Genomic DNA, 14,679 nt, shown 5'->3' on the forward strand with positions numbered 1-14,679 from the left:
AGTCACCGATATATTGAATTTGCTCGGCTTTCAGACAGTTTGCAGAACGTACAGTTAGTTCTAAGTCATCAACTGGACGAAGTAGAATCGGATCGAACTCCGGTTTCTCTTCTTTCTCTTCTGGCTCAGAAACATCACGTAGGTCTACGAATGCATCTAACTGCTCAGCAAGGATAGTTGACGCACGGCGGATCGCTTCTTCAGGATCTAAAGTGCCGTTCGTTTCCATATCGATGATTAGTTTATCTAAGTCTGTACGCTGCTCAACACGAGCTGACTCAACCGAGTACGCAATACGCTCAACCGGGCTGAATGATGCATCTAGCAACAAACGGCCGATTGGACGCTCATCGTCATCAGAGGATAAACGACTAGACGCCGGTACATAACCGCGACCACGCTCAACACGAATGCGCATGCTGATTTCGCTATTGTCAGCAGTTAAGTGACAAATGACATGCTCAGGGTTGGCGATAGTCACATCTCCGTCGTGCTGGATATCAGCCGCAGTCACAGGGCCTACACCAGACTTAGTCAGGGTAAGGAAAACTTCATCTTTACCTTCTAGAGATACCGCTAGACCTTTAAGGTTTAACAGAATTTCAATGATGTCTTCTTGTACGCCTTCTTTCGCGCTGTACTCGTGCAATACGCCGTCAATTTCAACTTCTGTCACAGCACAACCAGGCATAGATGAAAGAAGTATACGACGTAGAGCATTACCTAGTGTGTGGCCAAAACCACGCTCTAGAGGCTCTAAAACTACTTTAGAACGCGTTGAGCTTACAGCGTCGATATCGACTAATCTTGGTTTTAGGAATTCGGTTACAGAACCCTGCATTTTATCCTCTCTTAACTCTTAACTTTACTTCGAGTAAAGTTCGACGATTAGTTGTTCGTTAATGTCCGCAGACAGATCAGAACGCTCTGGTAGACGCTTGAAAGTGCCTTCCATTTTCTTACCGTCAACTTCAATCCAAGTTGGCTTTTCACGTTGCTCAGCCAACTCTAGAGCAGCGATGATACGCGCTTGCTTTTTAGACTTCTCGCGAATTACTACTACATCTTCAGGAGTAACTACGAAAGAAGGGATATTAACAACACGACCATTAACCATAATCGCTTTGTGGCTTACTAGCTGACGTGCTTCAGCACGTGTGCTTGCAAAACCCATGCGATATACAACATTGTCTAGACGTTGCTCTAGAAGCTGTAACAAGTTTTCACCTGTGTTACCTTTAAGGCGAGCAGCTTCTTTGTAGTAGTTACGGAATTGCTTTTCTAGTACACCGTAGATACGACGAACTTTTTGCTTTTCACGTAGCTGTAAACCGTAATCAGATAGACGACCTTTACGTGCGCCGTGCTGACCAGGTGCTGTTTCTAGTTTACACTTAGAGTCAATTGCTCTTACGCCGCTTTTAAGGAACAGGTCAGTACCTTCACGACGACTCAGCTTGAGCTTAGGGCCCAAATATCTTGCCATGTTCTTTCTCCTAACCTATTGTTATACGCGACGTTTCTTCGGTGGACGACAACCATTGTGTGGAATTGGCGTCACGTCAGTGATGTTAGTGATACGGTAACCAGCAGCATTCAATGCACGAACAGCAGACTCACGGCCTGGACCTGGACCTTTGATGAATACTTCTAGGTTCTTAAGACCGTACTCTTGTGCAGCAACACCTGCACGCTCCGCAGCAACCTGTGCAGCGAATGGAGTAGACTTACGAGAACCACGGAAACCTGAACCACCTGCAGTCGCCCAAGAAAGAGCATTACCTTGACGGTCAGTGATGGTCACAATCGTGTTGTTGAAAGATGCATGAACGTGAGCCATGCCGTCAACAACCTGCTTTTTGACCTTTTTACGACGAATTGGTGCTTTTGCCATAACTTACCCCACCTTATTTCTTGATAGGCTTGCGAGGACCCTTACGAGTACGCGCGTTAGTCTTAGTACGCTGACCACGTAGTGGTAGCGAACGACGGTGACGTAAGCCACGGAAACAACCAAGGTCCATAAGACGCTTGATGTTTAGTGTAACTTCACGACGAAGATCACCTTCAACAGTGTACTTGCCAACTTCTTCACGAAGGATGTCAAGTGTTTCGTCATTTAACTCGCCGATTTTAGTAGTTTCAGCGATACCTGTCGCAGCTAAGATCGCCTTAGCGCGAGTTTTACCTACACCATAGATGCTTGTTAAACCGATAACAGCATGCTTATGATCAGGAACGTTAATGCCTGCGATACGGGCCACTAACATATCTCCTATAAATAAACTTGATTATCATCTTGCTGGAAAGCCCGTATAGGATACCCAACCGACATTCAAGTTTTACCAAAGAAACAGGCTAAGTAAAGTTACTCAGCCTGCACGACTTAATTTGCTTAGCCTTGCCTTTGCTTGTGCTTTGGCTCACTGCAGATCACACGTACAACACCTGCACGCTTGATTACTTTGCAGTTACGGCAAATTTTCTTAACGGAAGCACGTACTTTCATTACTCAACTCCGTAAACTGACCTTAACGGCCGTAGCCTTTAAGGTTCGCTTTTTTCAGCACAGAATCATATTGATGTGACATCATATGAGTCTGTACTTGTGCCATAAAGTCCATGATGACAACAACGATAATCAGAATCGATGTACCGCCGAAGTAGAATGGCGTTTGCCATGCCATAGTCATAAACTCGGGCACCAGACAGATAAAGGTTATATACAAAGCACCTGCCAATGTCAGGCGTGTCATCACTTTATCAATGTATTTAGATGTCTGCTCACCTGGACGAATGCCTGGAATAAAAGCGCCAGATTTTTTCAGGTTATCTGCTGTCTCACGCGGGTTAAACACCAACGCAGTGTAGAAGAAGCAGAAGAAGATAATAGCCGCAGCTAATACCATCGCATACAGTGGTTGACCTGGAGTCAATACTGCTGAGATAGCTTGTAGCACATCAGCGACCGGACCTTCACCTTGGCCAAACCAGCTTGCTATTGTACCAGGGAACAAAATGATACTGCTAGCAAAGATTGGTGGAATAACACCCGCCATGTTAACTTTTAGTGGTAAGTGCGTGCTTTGAGCAGCAAATACCTGACGACCTTGTTGACGCTTCGCATAGTTTACAACGATACGACGTTGACCACGCTCGAAGAACACAACTAGGTAAGTTACAGCGAATACGATTACCGCAATCAATAACAATGCTAAAATATGCAGATCACCTTGGCGCGCCATTTCTGCTGTCGAACCAATTGCAGACGGCAGGTTAGCTACAATACCAACAAATATTAGAACTGAGATACCGTTACCGATACCACGCTCAGTGATTTGTTCGCCCAACCACATAAGGAACATAGTTCCTGTGACTAAGCTCACTACAGCTGTGAAATAAAAGCCGAAGCCTGGATTCACAACTAAGCCTTCCATCATGTTAGGTAGACCAGTAGCGATACCTATCGATTGGAATGTAGCAAGCACAAGCGTACCATAACGCGTATACTGGCTGATTTTCTTACGCCCTTGCTCACCTTCTTTCTTAAGCTCTATCATCGCAGGATGTATGTGCGTTAATAGCTGCATAATAATCGAAGCCGAGATGTACGGCATAATACCTAGCGCCAATACCGATGCACGCTCAAGCGCACCACCGCTGAACATGTTGAACATCTCAACAATGGTGCCCTTTTGTTGCTCGAAGAATTCGGCAAGTACAGCGGCGTCAATCCCAGGGATTGGCACAAAAGAGCCCAGACGGTAAATAATGATAGCACCCAATACGAATAGTAATCGGCGCTTCAGTTCCGCAAGCCCACTTTGTGCACTTTGCATATCTTGACCTGGTTTAGCCATAGCGTACTTCCTTAGTCTTCTACCTTGCCTCCGGCAGCTTCGATAGCTTCGCGTGCACCTTTAGACACTTTCATGCCTTTAACAGTAACAGCGCGTGAAACTTCGCCAGATTTTACAACTTTTACGAACTGGATGTTCTTTTTAACGATACCAGCTGCCTGTAACGCGTTTAGATCTACCACATCGCCTTCAACTTTAGCGATTTCGAATAGATTCACTTCTTTAGACACAAGAGACTTGCGTGAAGTGAAACCAAACTTAGGTAGACGACGTTGCATAGGCATTTGACCGCCTTCGAAACCAACGCGTACTTTACCGCCAGAGCGTGACTTTTGACCTTTGTGACCACGGCCACCAGTCTTACCAAGACCAGAACCGATACCACGGCCAACACGCTTACCAGCTGTTTTTGAACCTGCAGCAGGTGAAAGTGTATTCAAGTTCATCGAATTACCCCTCAACCTTAACCATGTAAGAAACTTGGTTGATCATACCGCGAACTGCTGGCGTATCTTCTAGCTCAACAGTGTGATTGATACGACGTAAACCAAGGCCACGTAATGTAGCTTTATGCTTCGGTAAACGACCGATTGAGCTACGTACTTGAGTTACTTTTACTGTGTTTGCCATGGTGTCTTACCCCAAGATTTCGTCAACGCTAAGACCACGCTTCGCAGCAATACCTTCTGGAGAATTCATATTCTCTAGCGCTGCGATAGTTGCGCGAACGATGTTGATCGGGTTAGTTGAACCGTATGCTTTAGATAGTACGTTCTGTACACCAGTTACTTCTAGTACTGCACGCATCGCACCACCTGCGATGATACCTGTACCTTCAGATGCTGGCTGCATGTATACTTTAGAACCCGCGTGGCGACCCTTGATTGGGTGCTGTAGCGTGTTACCTTTTAGTTCAACAGTGATCATGTTGCGACGTGCTTTTTCCATTGCTTTTTGAATAGCAGCAGGAACTTCACGTGCTTTACCATAACCAAAACCTACTTTACCAGCGCCATCACCAACTACTGTTAGTGCAGTGAAGCTAAAGATACGACCACCTTTAACCACTTTAGACACACGGTTTACCGCGATTAGCTTTTCAGCCAATTCAGGCTGTTGTGCTTTTGCTTCTACGTTAGCCATTGTCTACTCCTAGAATTGCAGACCGGCTTCGCGCGCAGCATCAGCTAGCGCCTTCACACGGCCGTGATATTTAAAGCCACTGCGATCAAAAGCGATTTTTTCAACGCCTTTGTCAGCTACGCGCTCAGCGATTGCTTTACCAACTGCTTGAGCCGCTTCGATGTTGCCTGTGCCTTTAACTGTTTCAACAATTGCTTTTTCAACAGTAGAAGCAGCAGCCAGTACATTACCCTCAGCATTGATTACTTGAGCGTAAATGTGACGTGGCGTGCGGTGGATAACAAGACGTGTTGTGCCTTGTTCGATAATATTTCTACGAGTGCGCTTAGCACGACGTAGACGAGCTGTTTTCTTATCCATCGTCTTACCTTACTTCTTCTTAGCCTCTTTACGACGCACGTGCTCATCAGCGTAACGTACACCTTTACCTTTATAAGGCTCTGGTTCACGGTATGAGCGGATGTTAGCAGCTGTTTGACCAACTAACTGCTTGTCTGCGCCTTTAACAACAATTTCAGTCTGGCTTGGAGCTTCGATAGTGATACCTGTTGGGATCTCGAAGTTCACTGGGTGAGAAAAGCCAAGGGTTAAATCTAATGTATTACCCTTAACTGCCGCACGGTAACCAACACCTACTAGCTGTAGTTTCTTCTCATAACCATCGTTAACACCAACAATCATGTTGTTGATTAGCGCACGTGCAGTACCAGCTTGAGCCCAAGCATTAGCAACTTCACGAGGAGCTGTAGTGATAACGTTGTCGTTTAGTGAAACTTCAACCGCATCGTTGATTGTGCGAGTTAATTCACCGTTCTTGCCTTTAACTTTGATGTCCTGGCCGTTAATTGTAACTTCAACACCGGCAGGAACATTGATTGGAGCCTTCGCTATACGAGACATAGTTCCCCTCCGATTAAGCTACAAAGCCAATGATTTCACCACCAACGCCAGCGGTACGCGCAGCGCGGTCTGTCATCAGGCCTTTAGAAGTTGATACGATAGCGATACCTAGACCACCCATTACCTTAGGTAATTCGTCACGTCTCTTATAGATACGTAGACCAGGGCGGCTAACACGCTGGATGTTTTCGATTACAGCTTTGCCTTCGAAGTACTTAAGTTCGATAGTCAATTCTGCTTTTACGTCACCAGATACTGCGAAGTCAGTGATATAACCTTCGTCTTTAAGTACCTTAGCTACAGCTACTTTCAGCTTTGAAGTTGGCATTGAAACAGATACCTTCTTCGCAGACTGACCGTTACGGATACGTGTGAACAAATCCGCAATTGGATCTTGCAAGCTCATGTCTTACTCCCGTGATTCTATTACCAACTAGCCTTTTTAAGGCCAGGAATTTCACCGCGCATCGCTGCTTCGCGAACTTTAATACGGCTTAAGCCGAACTTGCGAAGGTAACCATGAGGGCGGCCCGTGATGTTACAACGATTACGTTGACGTGAAGGGCTAGAATCGCGTGGTAAAGACTGTAGCTTTAACACTGCATCCCAACGCTCATCATCAGATGCATTAACATCGCTGATGATAGCTTTTAACGCAGCACGCTTTTCAGCATACTGAGTAACTAATTTAGCACGTTTTACGTCACGTGCTTTCATTGAATTCTTTGCCATAACCCTACCCTTACTTTTTGAATGGGAAGTTGAACGCTTCTAACAACGCACGGCCTTCGTCATCTGTTTTCGCAGAAGTAGTGATTGTGATATCCATACCGCGAACGCGGTCTACTTTATCATAATCGATTTCTGGGAAGATGATTTGTTCACGTACGCCCATAGAGTAGTTACCGCGACCGTCAAAAGACTTTGCGCTAACACCGCGGAAGTCACGAATACGTGGCATCGCGATAGAGACTAAACGCTCTAGGAAATCCCACATACGCTCGCCGCGTAGGGTTACTTTACAGCCAATTGGGTAACCTTCACGGATCTTAAAGCCAGCAACTGATTTGCGTGCTTTCGTCACTAGAGGCTTCTGACCAGAGATTGATTCTAGGTCTGCTACTGCGTTTTCTAGAATTTTCTTGTCAGCTAGGGCTTCGCCCACACCCATGTTAAGTGTGATCTTTTCGATCTGAGGGACTTGCATGACAGAGCTGTAACCGAACTTCTCTTGAAGCTCTTTTACCACTTTGTCTTTGTACACTTCATGCAGTTTCGCCATCGTCTACTCCAACTATTAAATAGTTTTACCGGTAGACTTGAAGAAACGGACTTTTTTACCGTCTTCAAATCTAAAACCTACACGATCCGCTTTGCCAGTTTCGGCATTGAAAATCGCTACGTTTGATACGTCGACTGACGCTTCTTTCTCAACAACACCGCCAGCTTGCTGTAGTTGTGGTACAGGCTTCTGGTGTTTCTTGATGATGTTAACGCCTTCAACAAATACTCGGCCAGTTTCAGTAACAACTGAAAGCACTTTACCGCGCTTACCTTTGTCTTTACCGGCTAGTACGATTACTTCGTCATCACGACGGATTTTTGCTGCCATGATCGACTCCTTATAGTACTTCTGGTGCTAGTGAAACGATCTTCATGAACTTTTCAGTACGAAGTTCACGAGTCACAGGGCCGAAGATACGAGTACCAATAGGCTGTAAGTTATCATTTAAGATAACAGCCGCATTGCTATCGAAACGGATTAAAGAGCCGTCTGGACGACGTACGCCTTTTTTAGTACGCACTACTACTGCGTTTTTAACATCACCTTTCTTCACTTTGCCGCGAGGAATCGCTTCTTTAACAGAAACTTTAATGATGTCGCCAACCGCTGCGTAGCGACGGTGCGAACCACCAAGGACTTTTATACACTGCACTTTGCGAGCGCCGCTGTTATCAGCAACGTCCAGCTGAGTTTGCATTTGGATCATCTTAATGACCTCCGGTGTAGTTACAACTCGCCTAGATTTCGTTCAAAATCAAGGCATTTAGGTTAAATTCCACTCAAAAAACTGTGATTATGTCTTTCAAGGGCGGGCAATTGTATCAGCAATGTCGCATCAAAGATAGTTCAATTTTTAATTAATTTAACGCGTTAACATGAGGTACCGATTACAGTTTGAGGATATGGCGGCAAGCAATCGAGAATTCAACCACTTGCGCAAATATTAAACAAAGTTTACAGCGAAAATTTTATTTCGATTATTGTTTAGGCATATCGCTTAGTAGGCTGTGAACAAGAATTTCTCATCCTTTTCTCACAAACAAGCTCAAGCTTTGAGCAAACAGCTATATGGAGCGACGAGAGAATTTTAGAAACCGTCAAGTCGAGATAAATCTCGACCTACGGCTCTCTTTTACTTTTGATGTAATCACCCACATTGCTTACGGTGTCTAGCCAATAACCATTTTTAGGGTCCTGTAAATAAGGAATAAGCTGGTCTAACATTTTGGTATCGACGGTGTACATGCCTTTTTCACCCACTTCATGTCCAGCAAGGATGATCCAACTGTTATTTGCCCTAAGATGCTCCAGCAGCCCTTTTAGTTCTTCAAAGCTAACACCGTCCATCCTGATTCCGGTGAGTTGCGCAAAGTCAGTATAAGTTGGGTGGTTAGCGGTTTCATCTAACCACGTACGGCCACTGTCAAAGTGCTTCGCAATCACCGGTACATAACTTTTTACTTCAGCGCCGCGACCAACAAAGGTATTACCACAAGGGTATGCAAAGCTTCTGGGGGTTACGCCCAAATGCTTTTCAATATATTTTGTGGTGCTTACTACATCGCGTTCTATGTAGGCCAAATCAACTTGTTCCAGCCCTTTGTCCTTTTCCCTTAGCCAGGCAAAGTTACCCGTACATAAGTGTTCACTGGTGTGGTTGCCTATTTCATGCCCCTGCTTCACCGCCGCTTGCCACAATCCGAGCTTTTCCTCCACCTGTGATGGCATAACATAAAATGTGCCTTTCACCTTATGGCGATTAAGTAACGGCACTCCCACCTCAACTTGACTTGGCCTTGCATCATCAAACGTAAGGCTTATTGCGTTACGAGCATTATTAGGATAATTAAAGGTTTGGTTGCTATCAGCCGCTATACTAGAAGTATTTACGAGCAGAGCGCTTGCCATCATGGCAGCCAAACTGAAGTGAGAAACTAAATTAGAAGATAACTTTGCCATTTGTTTGTCCTTATTGTTATTTATCCTTATAACCTATATGAGGCTGTGAGTATGACAAAGTGTTAAATTTTCAACTTGTTATTTGCGACTAAGGCCAACGCAAATGGTACTAATTTAGTATTTTTAGCGATACACTAATCCCAATAATAAAAGAGAAAGACAGCGCTGTGTTGAAGTTAGAAGAATACTATCAGGACGTGATCTTGCTCGCCGAAGGCGGAATGAGCAAAGTGTACCTTGCTACCGACAAAAAATTAGGCCGCCGAGTAGCGGTAAAGGTGATATCACTAACTCAGCACACGCAATCAGATGCACTCAACGAAGCCCGCCTGTTAGCGCGTTTTAACCATCCAAACATAGTACAAATTTATGATGTATTTGAAAGCGATGGCCAAATGGCTTTGGAAATGGAATATGTGCAAGGTGCAACTTTACAGCACTACACAAAAACACACGTATTAACTACCGAGCAAAAAGTCGAGCTGCTAAGTCATATAGCCGATGGGCTGGCCTCAGCTCATGGCCAGAACATTCTTCATTTAGACTTAAAACCTGGCAATATACTGGTTAATGAACAGAGCATAGCCAAAATTGCCGACTTTGGTATTTCACAATTAGAAGACAACCAAGCCTCTCGTCCACATACCAGTTACGGTAGTCTCACAGCAATGTCACCAGAGCAACTTCGTGATGAAACGCTAGACAGTCGCAGTGACTTATTCTCATTTGGGCTAATAGCTTATCAATTGTTAGCAGGACATCATCCTTATTTCGAACAAGCTGACGATGGTAGTGACAAGTCTATTGCTGAACAGATCAAGTTCCAGCCATTAAAAGCCAGTGCTAAACGTATTTTAGATATTCCCCCTGCACTGGCACAGCTCATTGATCGCTTATTGCAATACGACAAAAACGCTCGCCCAAGTAGCGCGAATGAAGTCAGTCAGCAGCTAAAGCAAATTTTACACGCCTTTAGCTACGATAACAGCGAAGCGACAGTGTCACTTGAACAAATAGAGCTACGAGATAGAGCCAGAGAGAAAGCCAAAGCACGTAAAAAGCAACTAGGTATTGCAGTATTTTTCACCTTTTTAGTGTGCTTAGCCGTTGGTGGGTACTGGTATTGGCAGGAAACCAAACCCAAGGTTTATATTGCAGCGCTACCGATAAAATTCACAAACTCTTTTCAACTACTTGAAGCGCATCAACAAAACATCGAGTTAGCAATTAACGACGCACTTAAACAACATTTTTTAAGTAATGATGATTACGTCTTCATTTCAGACAGTGAAGTAGAGCAAACACAAAAATTTATTGGTGTTGAAGCACCATTAAAGGCATTGGGGCGAGCGTTAAATAGTAATGAGCTCATTACGATAAAACTAGACTGTAATATTCAAAGCTGTGACATCGTTATCGACTTAGTTGATGCGTCTAATGGAGCCTTGATTAATGGTGCGCGAACAATGACCTCGAGTGAAAACTACAGCCATGTTTTTGCTATTACAGCCTCGGCCCTCACTTCATTAACCGGAGGCTCAACTGATTTAGCCACTAGCAATAAAACATTACTGAATAACTACGCCACACTGCATGATGCTAGCTTAGTACAAGGGGCGGACCGCGCTGCGATATTAAAAGAGTTAACAACGCTGATTGATACTGCGCCGGACTTCCTGCCGCTGTATTCACTTTACTCTGAACTCGCAATTCAGTTGTATACAGATAGTTCAAATGATCAAGTACTTCTAAACTGGGAGCAAGTATTACAGCAAGCCCCCAAGAGATTAAAGGCAAGTACAATTATTCAAACTTCCTATCTCGAGTTTTATGCGTTTGTAAAAGACAAGAGCCGTGCCAAAGGAACCTTTTTAGCCATTCAGAATTCAGTCAAGGACGAGTATCAAAAGCATGCACTTATCAGCATCTACTATAATTTAATAAACGATTACGCTTCGGCGCTTCATCACATTGAGCTTGCCTATGAACTTAGACCGACCTTAAAAGTCATCCGCAATGCAGCCTTGCTCAACATGAAGCTTGGCCAGTATGAAGAAGCCTTACCTTACTTACGAGCAGCCAGCCACTACGGCCCTGACAACCTGAAAACACTAAAGGCCATTGCCGATATCTCTCTTCTACTTGGTAAGCTCCATGACGCAGAGAAATCTTATCAAGCTCTAGTTAATCGCTCATATACAAGTACGGCTACCTTTAATAATTATGCCATTGTATTGATGCTCTTAGGTGATTTAGAACGGGCACTAGAGTTTGCTGAACGAGCGACTCAGTTGGCGCCCAGCAATGTAGAAATCTTACTTAACTATGCAGACATTTACTCCCTAATGGGCGAGAAGGCGAAAGCCAGTGAAGTGTATCAGCAAATTTTAGCCAGTGCTCCAGCAAGCCAAGTTGAAGTCGTACGCATTCAAGCTTTGGCACACCTAGGTCGGAACCAAGAGGCATTAATAGCAATTGATGAATATTTGGCAGAGTACCCCGATTCAGCCGAGGCTTTTTACGTAAAATCGTTAATTCAAACACTGATAGAAGAAAAGTATTCCGCGATGGCTTCACTGAAAAAAAGCATTGATTTAGGCTGGAGCCCGTCTTTTTATCGCCTGTCATGGTTCAAGACACTATGTCACTCGCCATCACTTGAATTAAGAATTGGCACAGAACACTTTACCTATCTGTGCCAAGTGCAAATTACGAATTAGACTGGAGCATCTGGCTCGTCAATTATCACCCTTGGATCTTGAGAGAAATAACGCACAGCACCATTTGCGGAGTCATATTGAGCAACAAGTCTGAACTCAATTTTCGAGTTGTTATTCTCTACGAGTGTAACAACTCTCGCATCAGGGTTAGCTGAAAGCGCTTCGATATCATCTTCACTTAGCGTATTCGCAACATTCAATGCTTCAATCTTCACCTCAACCGTAAACTCATCTTTTAATGTGCTTATAAGGTTATAATTGAAATTGTCTTGCGCTTCGGTAAAAAAAGTACCGTTTTCAGCAAAGCTCCAGCCGGCTTCATCAGTAACGAGCTTATAAGTTAGAACAGCGCTTTCACCCTGAGCTAATTTAAGTTCAACTGGTTTATCGTCATTTGAAAATATCCAGTTACCCTCAGCTTTTGGCGTCACCGTGTATTCGAGTAAAATAGGTGTACTCATTATTTTATCCTTCGTTTGTTTATAGAGCTATTCGCATCTATCTAAGCACATGAATAGCAGTAATTCTATTACAGCTGGTTACAGTTTATAGGCATAAGTCATCATAAGCTCACTATAACTGCATATAGATAATTAACTCGCGATAAATATAGAACAAGGGCTACCATCGGCAAGCCCTTGTTTAGCTGAAATTGATTTAAAACAAACAGATGAGCTGTTTATTGAAGCGTCATAAAGATCTATCCACCAAACAAACCTTTAAGTTTGTCTTTTACCTTATCCTTAACCTTGTCTTTGGCTTTGTCTTTTGCCGCTTCTTTTAGGTCTAAGCTAGTTTCAACTTTGTGGAATGGACCTTTGATCCGCACCGGAATTTTAAAGCCGGTACTGTCATCGCTACTGGCTTGCCCCTCAATGGTATCAACAATTCCAGTCACCACACGGTAATCAACTAAAGTTTGTGGTAAATCAACGGTGCCCTTGCCTGTCACTCGAAGTAACGGGCTTGCCAATGAGAAGTCATCGTTTTGACCTACGCCTTTGGTAAAGACAAAGGTGCCAGTCATGGCTGAGAAGTCGGTTTTTTGATCCGGATCGAAATTGGCATTGAGTCCTTGCGATACCGAAGAGAAGTCACCTTTGAGCATCTCTTTGCCCTTACGGATCATCTCAGCAAGGTTTGCGCCTTTTACGCCACCATCTTTGAACTCAAAACCTAATTTACCACCTAGGGCATTCACAAATTGCTTTTGAGTGACACCTTGTGTGTTTAACGCCCAATTAAGACTACCTTTACCCAATACTTTGTCAAAGCCAATGGCATCGGTCAGTAGTGGCTCGGCATTAATTGCCGTTAACGCAAAGTCAGTACTGATGGTATAAGGTTTTGCAGCCGCATTTACAACAACCCTACCTTTACCCTGACCTTCATAGGCTTGGAACTTATCTAAGCTCAGTGTCGCCTTACCTGAGTTAAGCACTAAGCTGATTTGGTTTTCGCCAAGCTTAATTTCTCTCGCACGTAGCCCTGTTGAGGTGATCTTCACATTCGCATTGAGGCTATTAAGTGCTGACAAATCAATTGCAGTGTCATCCCACACGATAGGCTGTGCTGGTGCGCCTTCTGGCTCAGTTTGCGTTTGTGGCTTTTCCACAGGTTCTGGTAAATACGGGTTAAGATCTAACATGCCAAGGTCAACGCTAGCGACAATATCAGGCTTACCTGAGAGGGTGACTTTGCTTTGACCCTTTATTACCAATTCGTCCAAGGTCGCTTCTAAGGCATTGAGAGTAAAAACTTGCCCTTGCGTCGTCATTTTAGCATTTAGGCCAAAGTCATTGAACGCATTTTCTTTGGCTTTTAGATCAACGCCCTGCCACTTAGCTAGCGCTTTTACCGAGTCGCCAGACAAGGCTAATTGACCGCGAATGGTTTTACCTTGCTCTGCAATTTCACCTTTATAGTCAAGGTTGAACAGCGCTGATTTTACTTGTTGTTCAACATTAAAGGTTTCACCTTCGATCGCCTTTGCTGGATTATCGAGTGTAGTAACTAGGTTAAAAGTTTGACCTTGAAAAGTCAGCTTGCCGTCGACTTCTAATGGTTGGTACAGTGACGATAGCATCACGCTAATGTCTAAATCAGTTACCTGATATTCAGCGCCTGTCACACCATCAAGATAAGTCACCGAGCCACCATAAATCGCCACTTCGCCAAGGCTAACATCTAAGCCTTCCGGTAACTGCATATTACCTTTTGAGCTGGTTTGCGCCGTTGGCGTGTTTTCTGCACTGGTGGGTAGCAACTGCCAGTTAGCATTACCTTGTTTGTCGGTTTCTAGAATAATTTTAGGATTATTGATCACAAAGCGCTCAAGCTTAGCTTCACCAGACAACGCACTTAACCACGGAATATGCACGGCAAGTTGCTCCATAGCGAACATATCTGGGCGACTGCCCGTTGCCATGTTGGCAAATCGCACTTGGTTTAGCTCAATGTGCAGCGTTGGGAAAATACCGATGTCAGAGTCGCCATCGATCGACAGTTTTCTACCTGTCACTGACTCAACCTGTGACGTGACTTGGTCAATAATTGCCTGTTTGGGGATTAAAAACGGGGCTGCGATAACAAGAATAATAATAAGCGCGACAATGGCGCCTACGATTTTAACTAGCCGGTTCATTGCTTTTCCTTCGTAAGGCTTGGTTCTCTTTATGATAACGGCTGTAGTCGAATATACCATGAATAAAGGCAAATAATTTGTACTGAGCGATTGCAACCTTTTGACTAATCGGTATGATCCTCGCCCTTGCCAGTTTTTAGCGTCATTAGCTATATTTTACTGGTTGGT

Annotated in this window: 20 protein-coding genes (1 of these 20 cut by a window edge); 1 reads left to right on the forward strand and 19 read right to left on the reverse strand. The window is 44.2% G+C overall.

The features are described from left to right. From PNC201_RS16785 to PNC201_RS16865, 17 genes are all read right to left on the reverse strand, one after another. Positions 1 to 841 carry the 5' portion of a DNA-directed RNA polymerase subunit alpha gene (locus PNC201_RS16785; RefSeq protein ID WP_010378288.1) on the reverse strand. The gene continues 146 nt to the left of window position 1, outside the view, so the window shows 841 of its 987 coding nt (coding positions 1-841); its start codon is at positions 839 to 841; its stop codon lies off the left edge, out of view. A 24-nt stretch (positions 842 to 865) separates the two neighbouring features. Further along, positions 866 to 1,486 carry a 30S ribosomal protein S4 gene (gene rpsD, locus PNC201_RS16790; RefSeq protein ID WP_017218390.1) on the reverse strand — a complete coding sequence of 207 codons (621 nt, stop codon included), beginning with the start codon at positions 1,484 to 1,486 and terminating at the stop codon, positions 866 to 868. A gap of 21 nt (positions 1,487 to 1,507) precedes the next feature. Next, on the reverse strand, positions 1,508 to 1,894 hold the full coding sequence (rpsK, locus tag PNC201_RS16795) for a 30S ribosomal protein S11 (RefSeq protein ID WP_010378285.1): 387 nt from the start codon (positions 1,892 to 1,894) through the stop codon (positions 1,508 to 1,510). 13 nt (positions 1,895 to 1,907) lie between these two features. Further along, entirely contained in the window at positions 1,908 to 2,264 is a 357-nt protein-coding gene (gene rpsM / locus PNC201_RS16800) for a 30S ribosomal protein S13 (protein WP_010378282.1), read from the reverse strand. A 131-nt stretch (positions 2,265 to 2,395) separates the two neighbouring features. After that, complete coding sequence (gene rpmJ, locus PNC201_RS16805; RefSeq protein ID WP_002959476.1) at positions 2,396 to 2,509, reverse strand: 50S ribosomal protein L36; 114 nt, start codon at positions 2,507 to 2,509, stop codon at positions 2,396 to 2,398. A gap of 22 nt (positions 2,510 to 2,531) precedes the next feature. Further along, positions 2,532 to 3,860 (reverse strand): preprotein translocase subunit SecY, encoded by a 1,329-nt coding sequence (secY, locus tag PNC201_RS16810; protein WP_010606805.1) that lies wholly within the window; start codon positions 3,858 to 3,860, stop codon positions 2,532 to 2,534. Between the two features lie 11 nt (positions 3,861 to 3,871). Then, positions 3,872 to 4,306 (reverse strand): 50S ribosomal protein L15, encoded by a 435-nt coding sequence (gene rplO / locus PNC201_RS16815; RefSeq protein WP_095728863.1) that lies wholly within the window; start codon positions 4,304 to 4,306, stop codon positions 3,872 to 3,874. A gap of 4 nt (positions 4,307 to 4,310) precedes the next feature. Further along, on the reverse strand, positions 4,311 to 4,490 hold the full coding sequence (rpmD, locus tag PNC201_RS16820) for a 50S ribosomal protein L30 (RefSeq protein WP_010378276.1): 180 nt from the start codon (positions 4,488 to 4,490) through the stop codon (positions 4,311 to 4,313). Between the two features lie 6 nt (positions 4,491 to 4,496). After that, entirely contained in the window at positions 4,497 to 5,003 is a 507-nt protein-coding gene (gene rpsE, locus PNC201_RS16825; protein ID WP_010606806.1) for a 30S ribosomal protein S5, read from the reverse strand. Between the two features lie 9 nt (positions 5,004 to 5,012). Further along, the gene (gene rplR / locus PNC201_RS16830) at positions 5,013 to 5,363 is read right to left on the reverse strand and encodes a 50S ribosomal protein L18 (protein ID WP_010378271.1); all 351 of its coding nucleotides are present in this window, start codon (positions 5,361 to 5,363) and stop codon (positions 5,013 to 5,015) included. Between the two features lie 9 nt (positions 5,364 to 5,372). Next, complete coding sequence (rplF, locus tag PNC201_RS16835; RefSeq protein WP_102057674.1) at positions 5,373 to 5,903, reverse strand: 50S ribosomal protein L6; 531 nt, start codon at positions 5,901 to 5,903, stop codon at positions 5,373 to 5,375. 13 nt (positions 5,904 to 5,916) lie between these two features. After that, complete coding sequence (gene rpsH / locus PNC201_RS16840; protein ID WP_010378266.1) at positions 5,917 to 6,309, reverse strand: 30S ribosomal protein S8; 393 nt, start codon at positions 6,307 to 6,309, stop codon at positions 5,917 to 5,919. Between the two features lie 20 nt (positions 6,310 to 6,329). After that, positions 6,330 to 6,635, reverse strand: a complete 306-nt coding sequence (gene rpsN, locus PNC201_RS16845; RefSeq protein WP_010378264.1) for a 30S ribosomal protein S14 — start codon at positions 6,633 to 6,635, stop codon at positions 6,330 to 6,332. A 10-nt stretch (positions 6,636 to 6,645) separates the two neighbouring features. Further along, positions 6,646 to 7,185, reverse strand: a complete 540-nt coding sequence (rplE, locus tag PNC201_RS16850) for a 50S ribosomal protein L5 (protein WP_010378262.1) — start codon at positions 7,183 to 7,185, stop codon at positions 6,646 to 6,648. 15 nt (positions 7,186 to 7,200) lie between these two features. Further along, positions 7,201 to 7,515, reverse strand: coding sequence for a 50S ribosomal protein L24 (gene rplX, locus PNC201_RS16855; RefSeq protein ID WP_010378260.1), 315 nt, complete (start codon positions 7,513 to 7,515; stop codon positions 7,201 to 7,203). Between the two features lie 10 nt (positions 7,516 to 7,525). Next, the gene (rplN, locus tag PNC201_RS16860; RefSeq protein WP_010378257.1) at positions 7,526 to 7,894 is read right to left on the reverse strand and encodes a 50S ribosomal protein L14; all 369 of its coding nucleotides are present in this window, start codon (positions 7,892 to 7,894) and stop codon (positions 7,526 to 7,528) included. 413 nt (positions 7,895 to 8,307) lie between these two features. Continuing rightward, on the reverse strand, positions 8,308 to 9,147 hold the full coding sequence (locus PNC201_RS16865; RefSeq protein ID WP_102057675.1) for a polysaccharide deacetylase family protein: 840 nt from the start codon (positions 9,145 to 9,147) through the stop codon (positions 8,308 to 8,310). Positions 9,148 to 9,314: 167 nt separating this feature from the next. Here PNC201_RS16865 and PNC201_RS16870 point away from each other — a divergent pair, with 167 nt between their 5' ends. Further along, the gene (locus PNC201_RS16870) at positions 9,315 to 11,867 is read left to right on the forward strand and encodes a serine/threonine-protein kinase (protein ID WP_102057676.1); all 2,553 of its coding nucleotides are present in this window, start codon (positions 9,315 to 9,317) and stop codon (positions 11,865 to 11,867) included. Here the strand turns inward: PNC201_RS16870 and PNC201_RS16875 are convergent. Together PNC201_RS16875 and PNC201_RS16880 are read right to left on the reverse strand one after the other, a co-directional pair. Then, entirely contained in the window at positions 11,864 to 12,328 is a 465-nt protein-coding gene (locus PNC201_RS16875; protein WP_102057677.1) for a hypothetical protein, read from the reverse strand. The genes PNC201_RS16870 and PNC201_RS16875 overlap by 4 nt on opposite strands. A 239-nt stretch (positions 12,329 to 12,567) precedes the next feature. Next, positions 12,568 to 14,511 (reverse strand): AsmA family protein, encoded by a 1,944-nt coding sequence (locus tag PNC201_RS16880; protein ID WP_102057678.1) that lies wholly within the window; start codon positions 14,509 to 14,511, stop codon positions 12,568 to 12,570. Positions 14,512 to 14,679 lie beyond the last annotated feature (168 nt).

Source organism: Pseudoalteromonas sp. NC201, from assembly GCF_002850255.1.
Classification (GTDB): domain Bacteria; phylum Pseudomonadota; class Gammaproteobacteria; order Enterobacterales; family Alteromonadaceae; genus Pseudoalteromonas.

Coding starts and splice junctions, on each gene's coding strand:
- rplX (WP_010378260.1), bottom strand. CDS start 7,515: ATGGCAGCAAAAATCCGTCGTGATGACGAAGTAATCGTACTAGCCGGT.
- rpsD (WP_017218390.1), bottom strand. CDS start 1,486: ATGGCAAGATATTTGGGCCCTAAGCTCAAGCTGAGTCGTCGTGAAGGT.
- secY (WP_010606805.1), bottom strand. CDS start 3,860: ATGGCTAAACCAGGTCAAGATATGCAAAGTGCACAAAGTGGGCTTGCG.
- rpsE (WP_010606806.1), bottom strand. CDS start 5,003: ATGGCTAACGTAGAAGCAAAAGCACAACAGCCTGAATTGGCTGAAAAG.
- rpmJ (WP_002959476.1), bottom strand. CDS start 2,509: ATGAAAGTACGTGCTTCCGTTAAGAAAATTTGCCGTAACTGCAAAGTA.
- rplR (WP_010378271.1), bottom strand. CDS start 5,363: ATGGATAAGAAAACAGCTCGTCTACGTCGTGCTAAGCGCACTCGTAGA.
- PNC201_RS16875 (WP_102057677.1), bottom strand. CDS start 12,328: ATGAGTACACCTATTTTACTCGAATACACGGTGACGCCAAAAGCTGAG.
- rplO (WP_095728863.1), bottom strand. CDS start 4,306: ATGAACTTGAATACACTTTCACCTGCTGCAGGTTCAAAAACAGCTGGT.
- PNC201_RS16880 (WP_102057678.1), bottom strand. CDS start 14,511: ATGAACCGGCTAGTTAAAATCGTAGGCGCCATTGTCGCGCTTATTATT.
- rplE (WP_010378262.1), bottom strand. CDS start 7,185: ATGGCGAAACTGCATGAAGTGTACAAAGACAAAGTGGTAAAAGAGCTT.
- rpsK (WP_010378285.1), bottom strand. CDS start 1,894: ATGGCAAAAGCACCAATTCGTCGTAAAAAGGTCAAAAAGCAGGTTGTT.
- rpsN (WP_010378264.1), bottom strand. CDS start 6,635: ATGGCAAAGAATTCAATGAAAGCACGTGACGTAAAACGTGCTAAATTA.
- PNC201_RS16865 (WP_102057675.1), bottom strand. CDS start 9,147: ATGGCAAAGTTATCTTCTAATTTAGTTTCTCACTTCAGTTTGGCTGCC.
- rpmD (WP_010378276.1), bottom strand. CDS start 4,490: ATGGCAAACACAGTAAAAGTAACTCAAGTACGTAGCTCAATCGGTCGT.
- rplN (WP_010378257.1), bottom strand. CDS start 7,894: ATGATCCAAATGCAAACTCAGCTGGACGTTGCTGATAACAGCGGCGCT.
- rpsH (WP_010378266.1), bottom strand. CDS start 6,309: ATGAGCTTGCAAGATCCAATTGCGGATTTGTTCACACGTATCCGTAAC.
- rplF (WP_102057674.1), bottom strand. CDS start 5,903: ATGTCTCGTATAGCGAAGGCTCCAATCAATGTTCCTGCCGGTGTTGAA.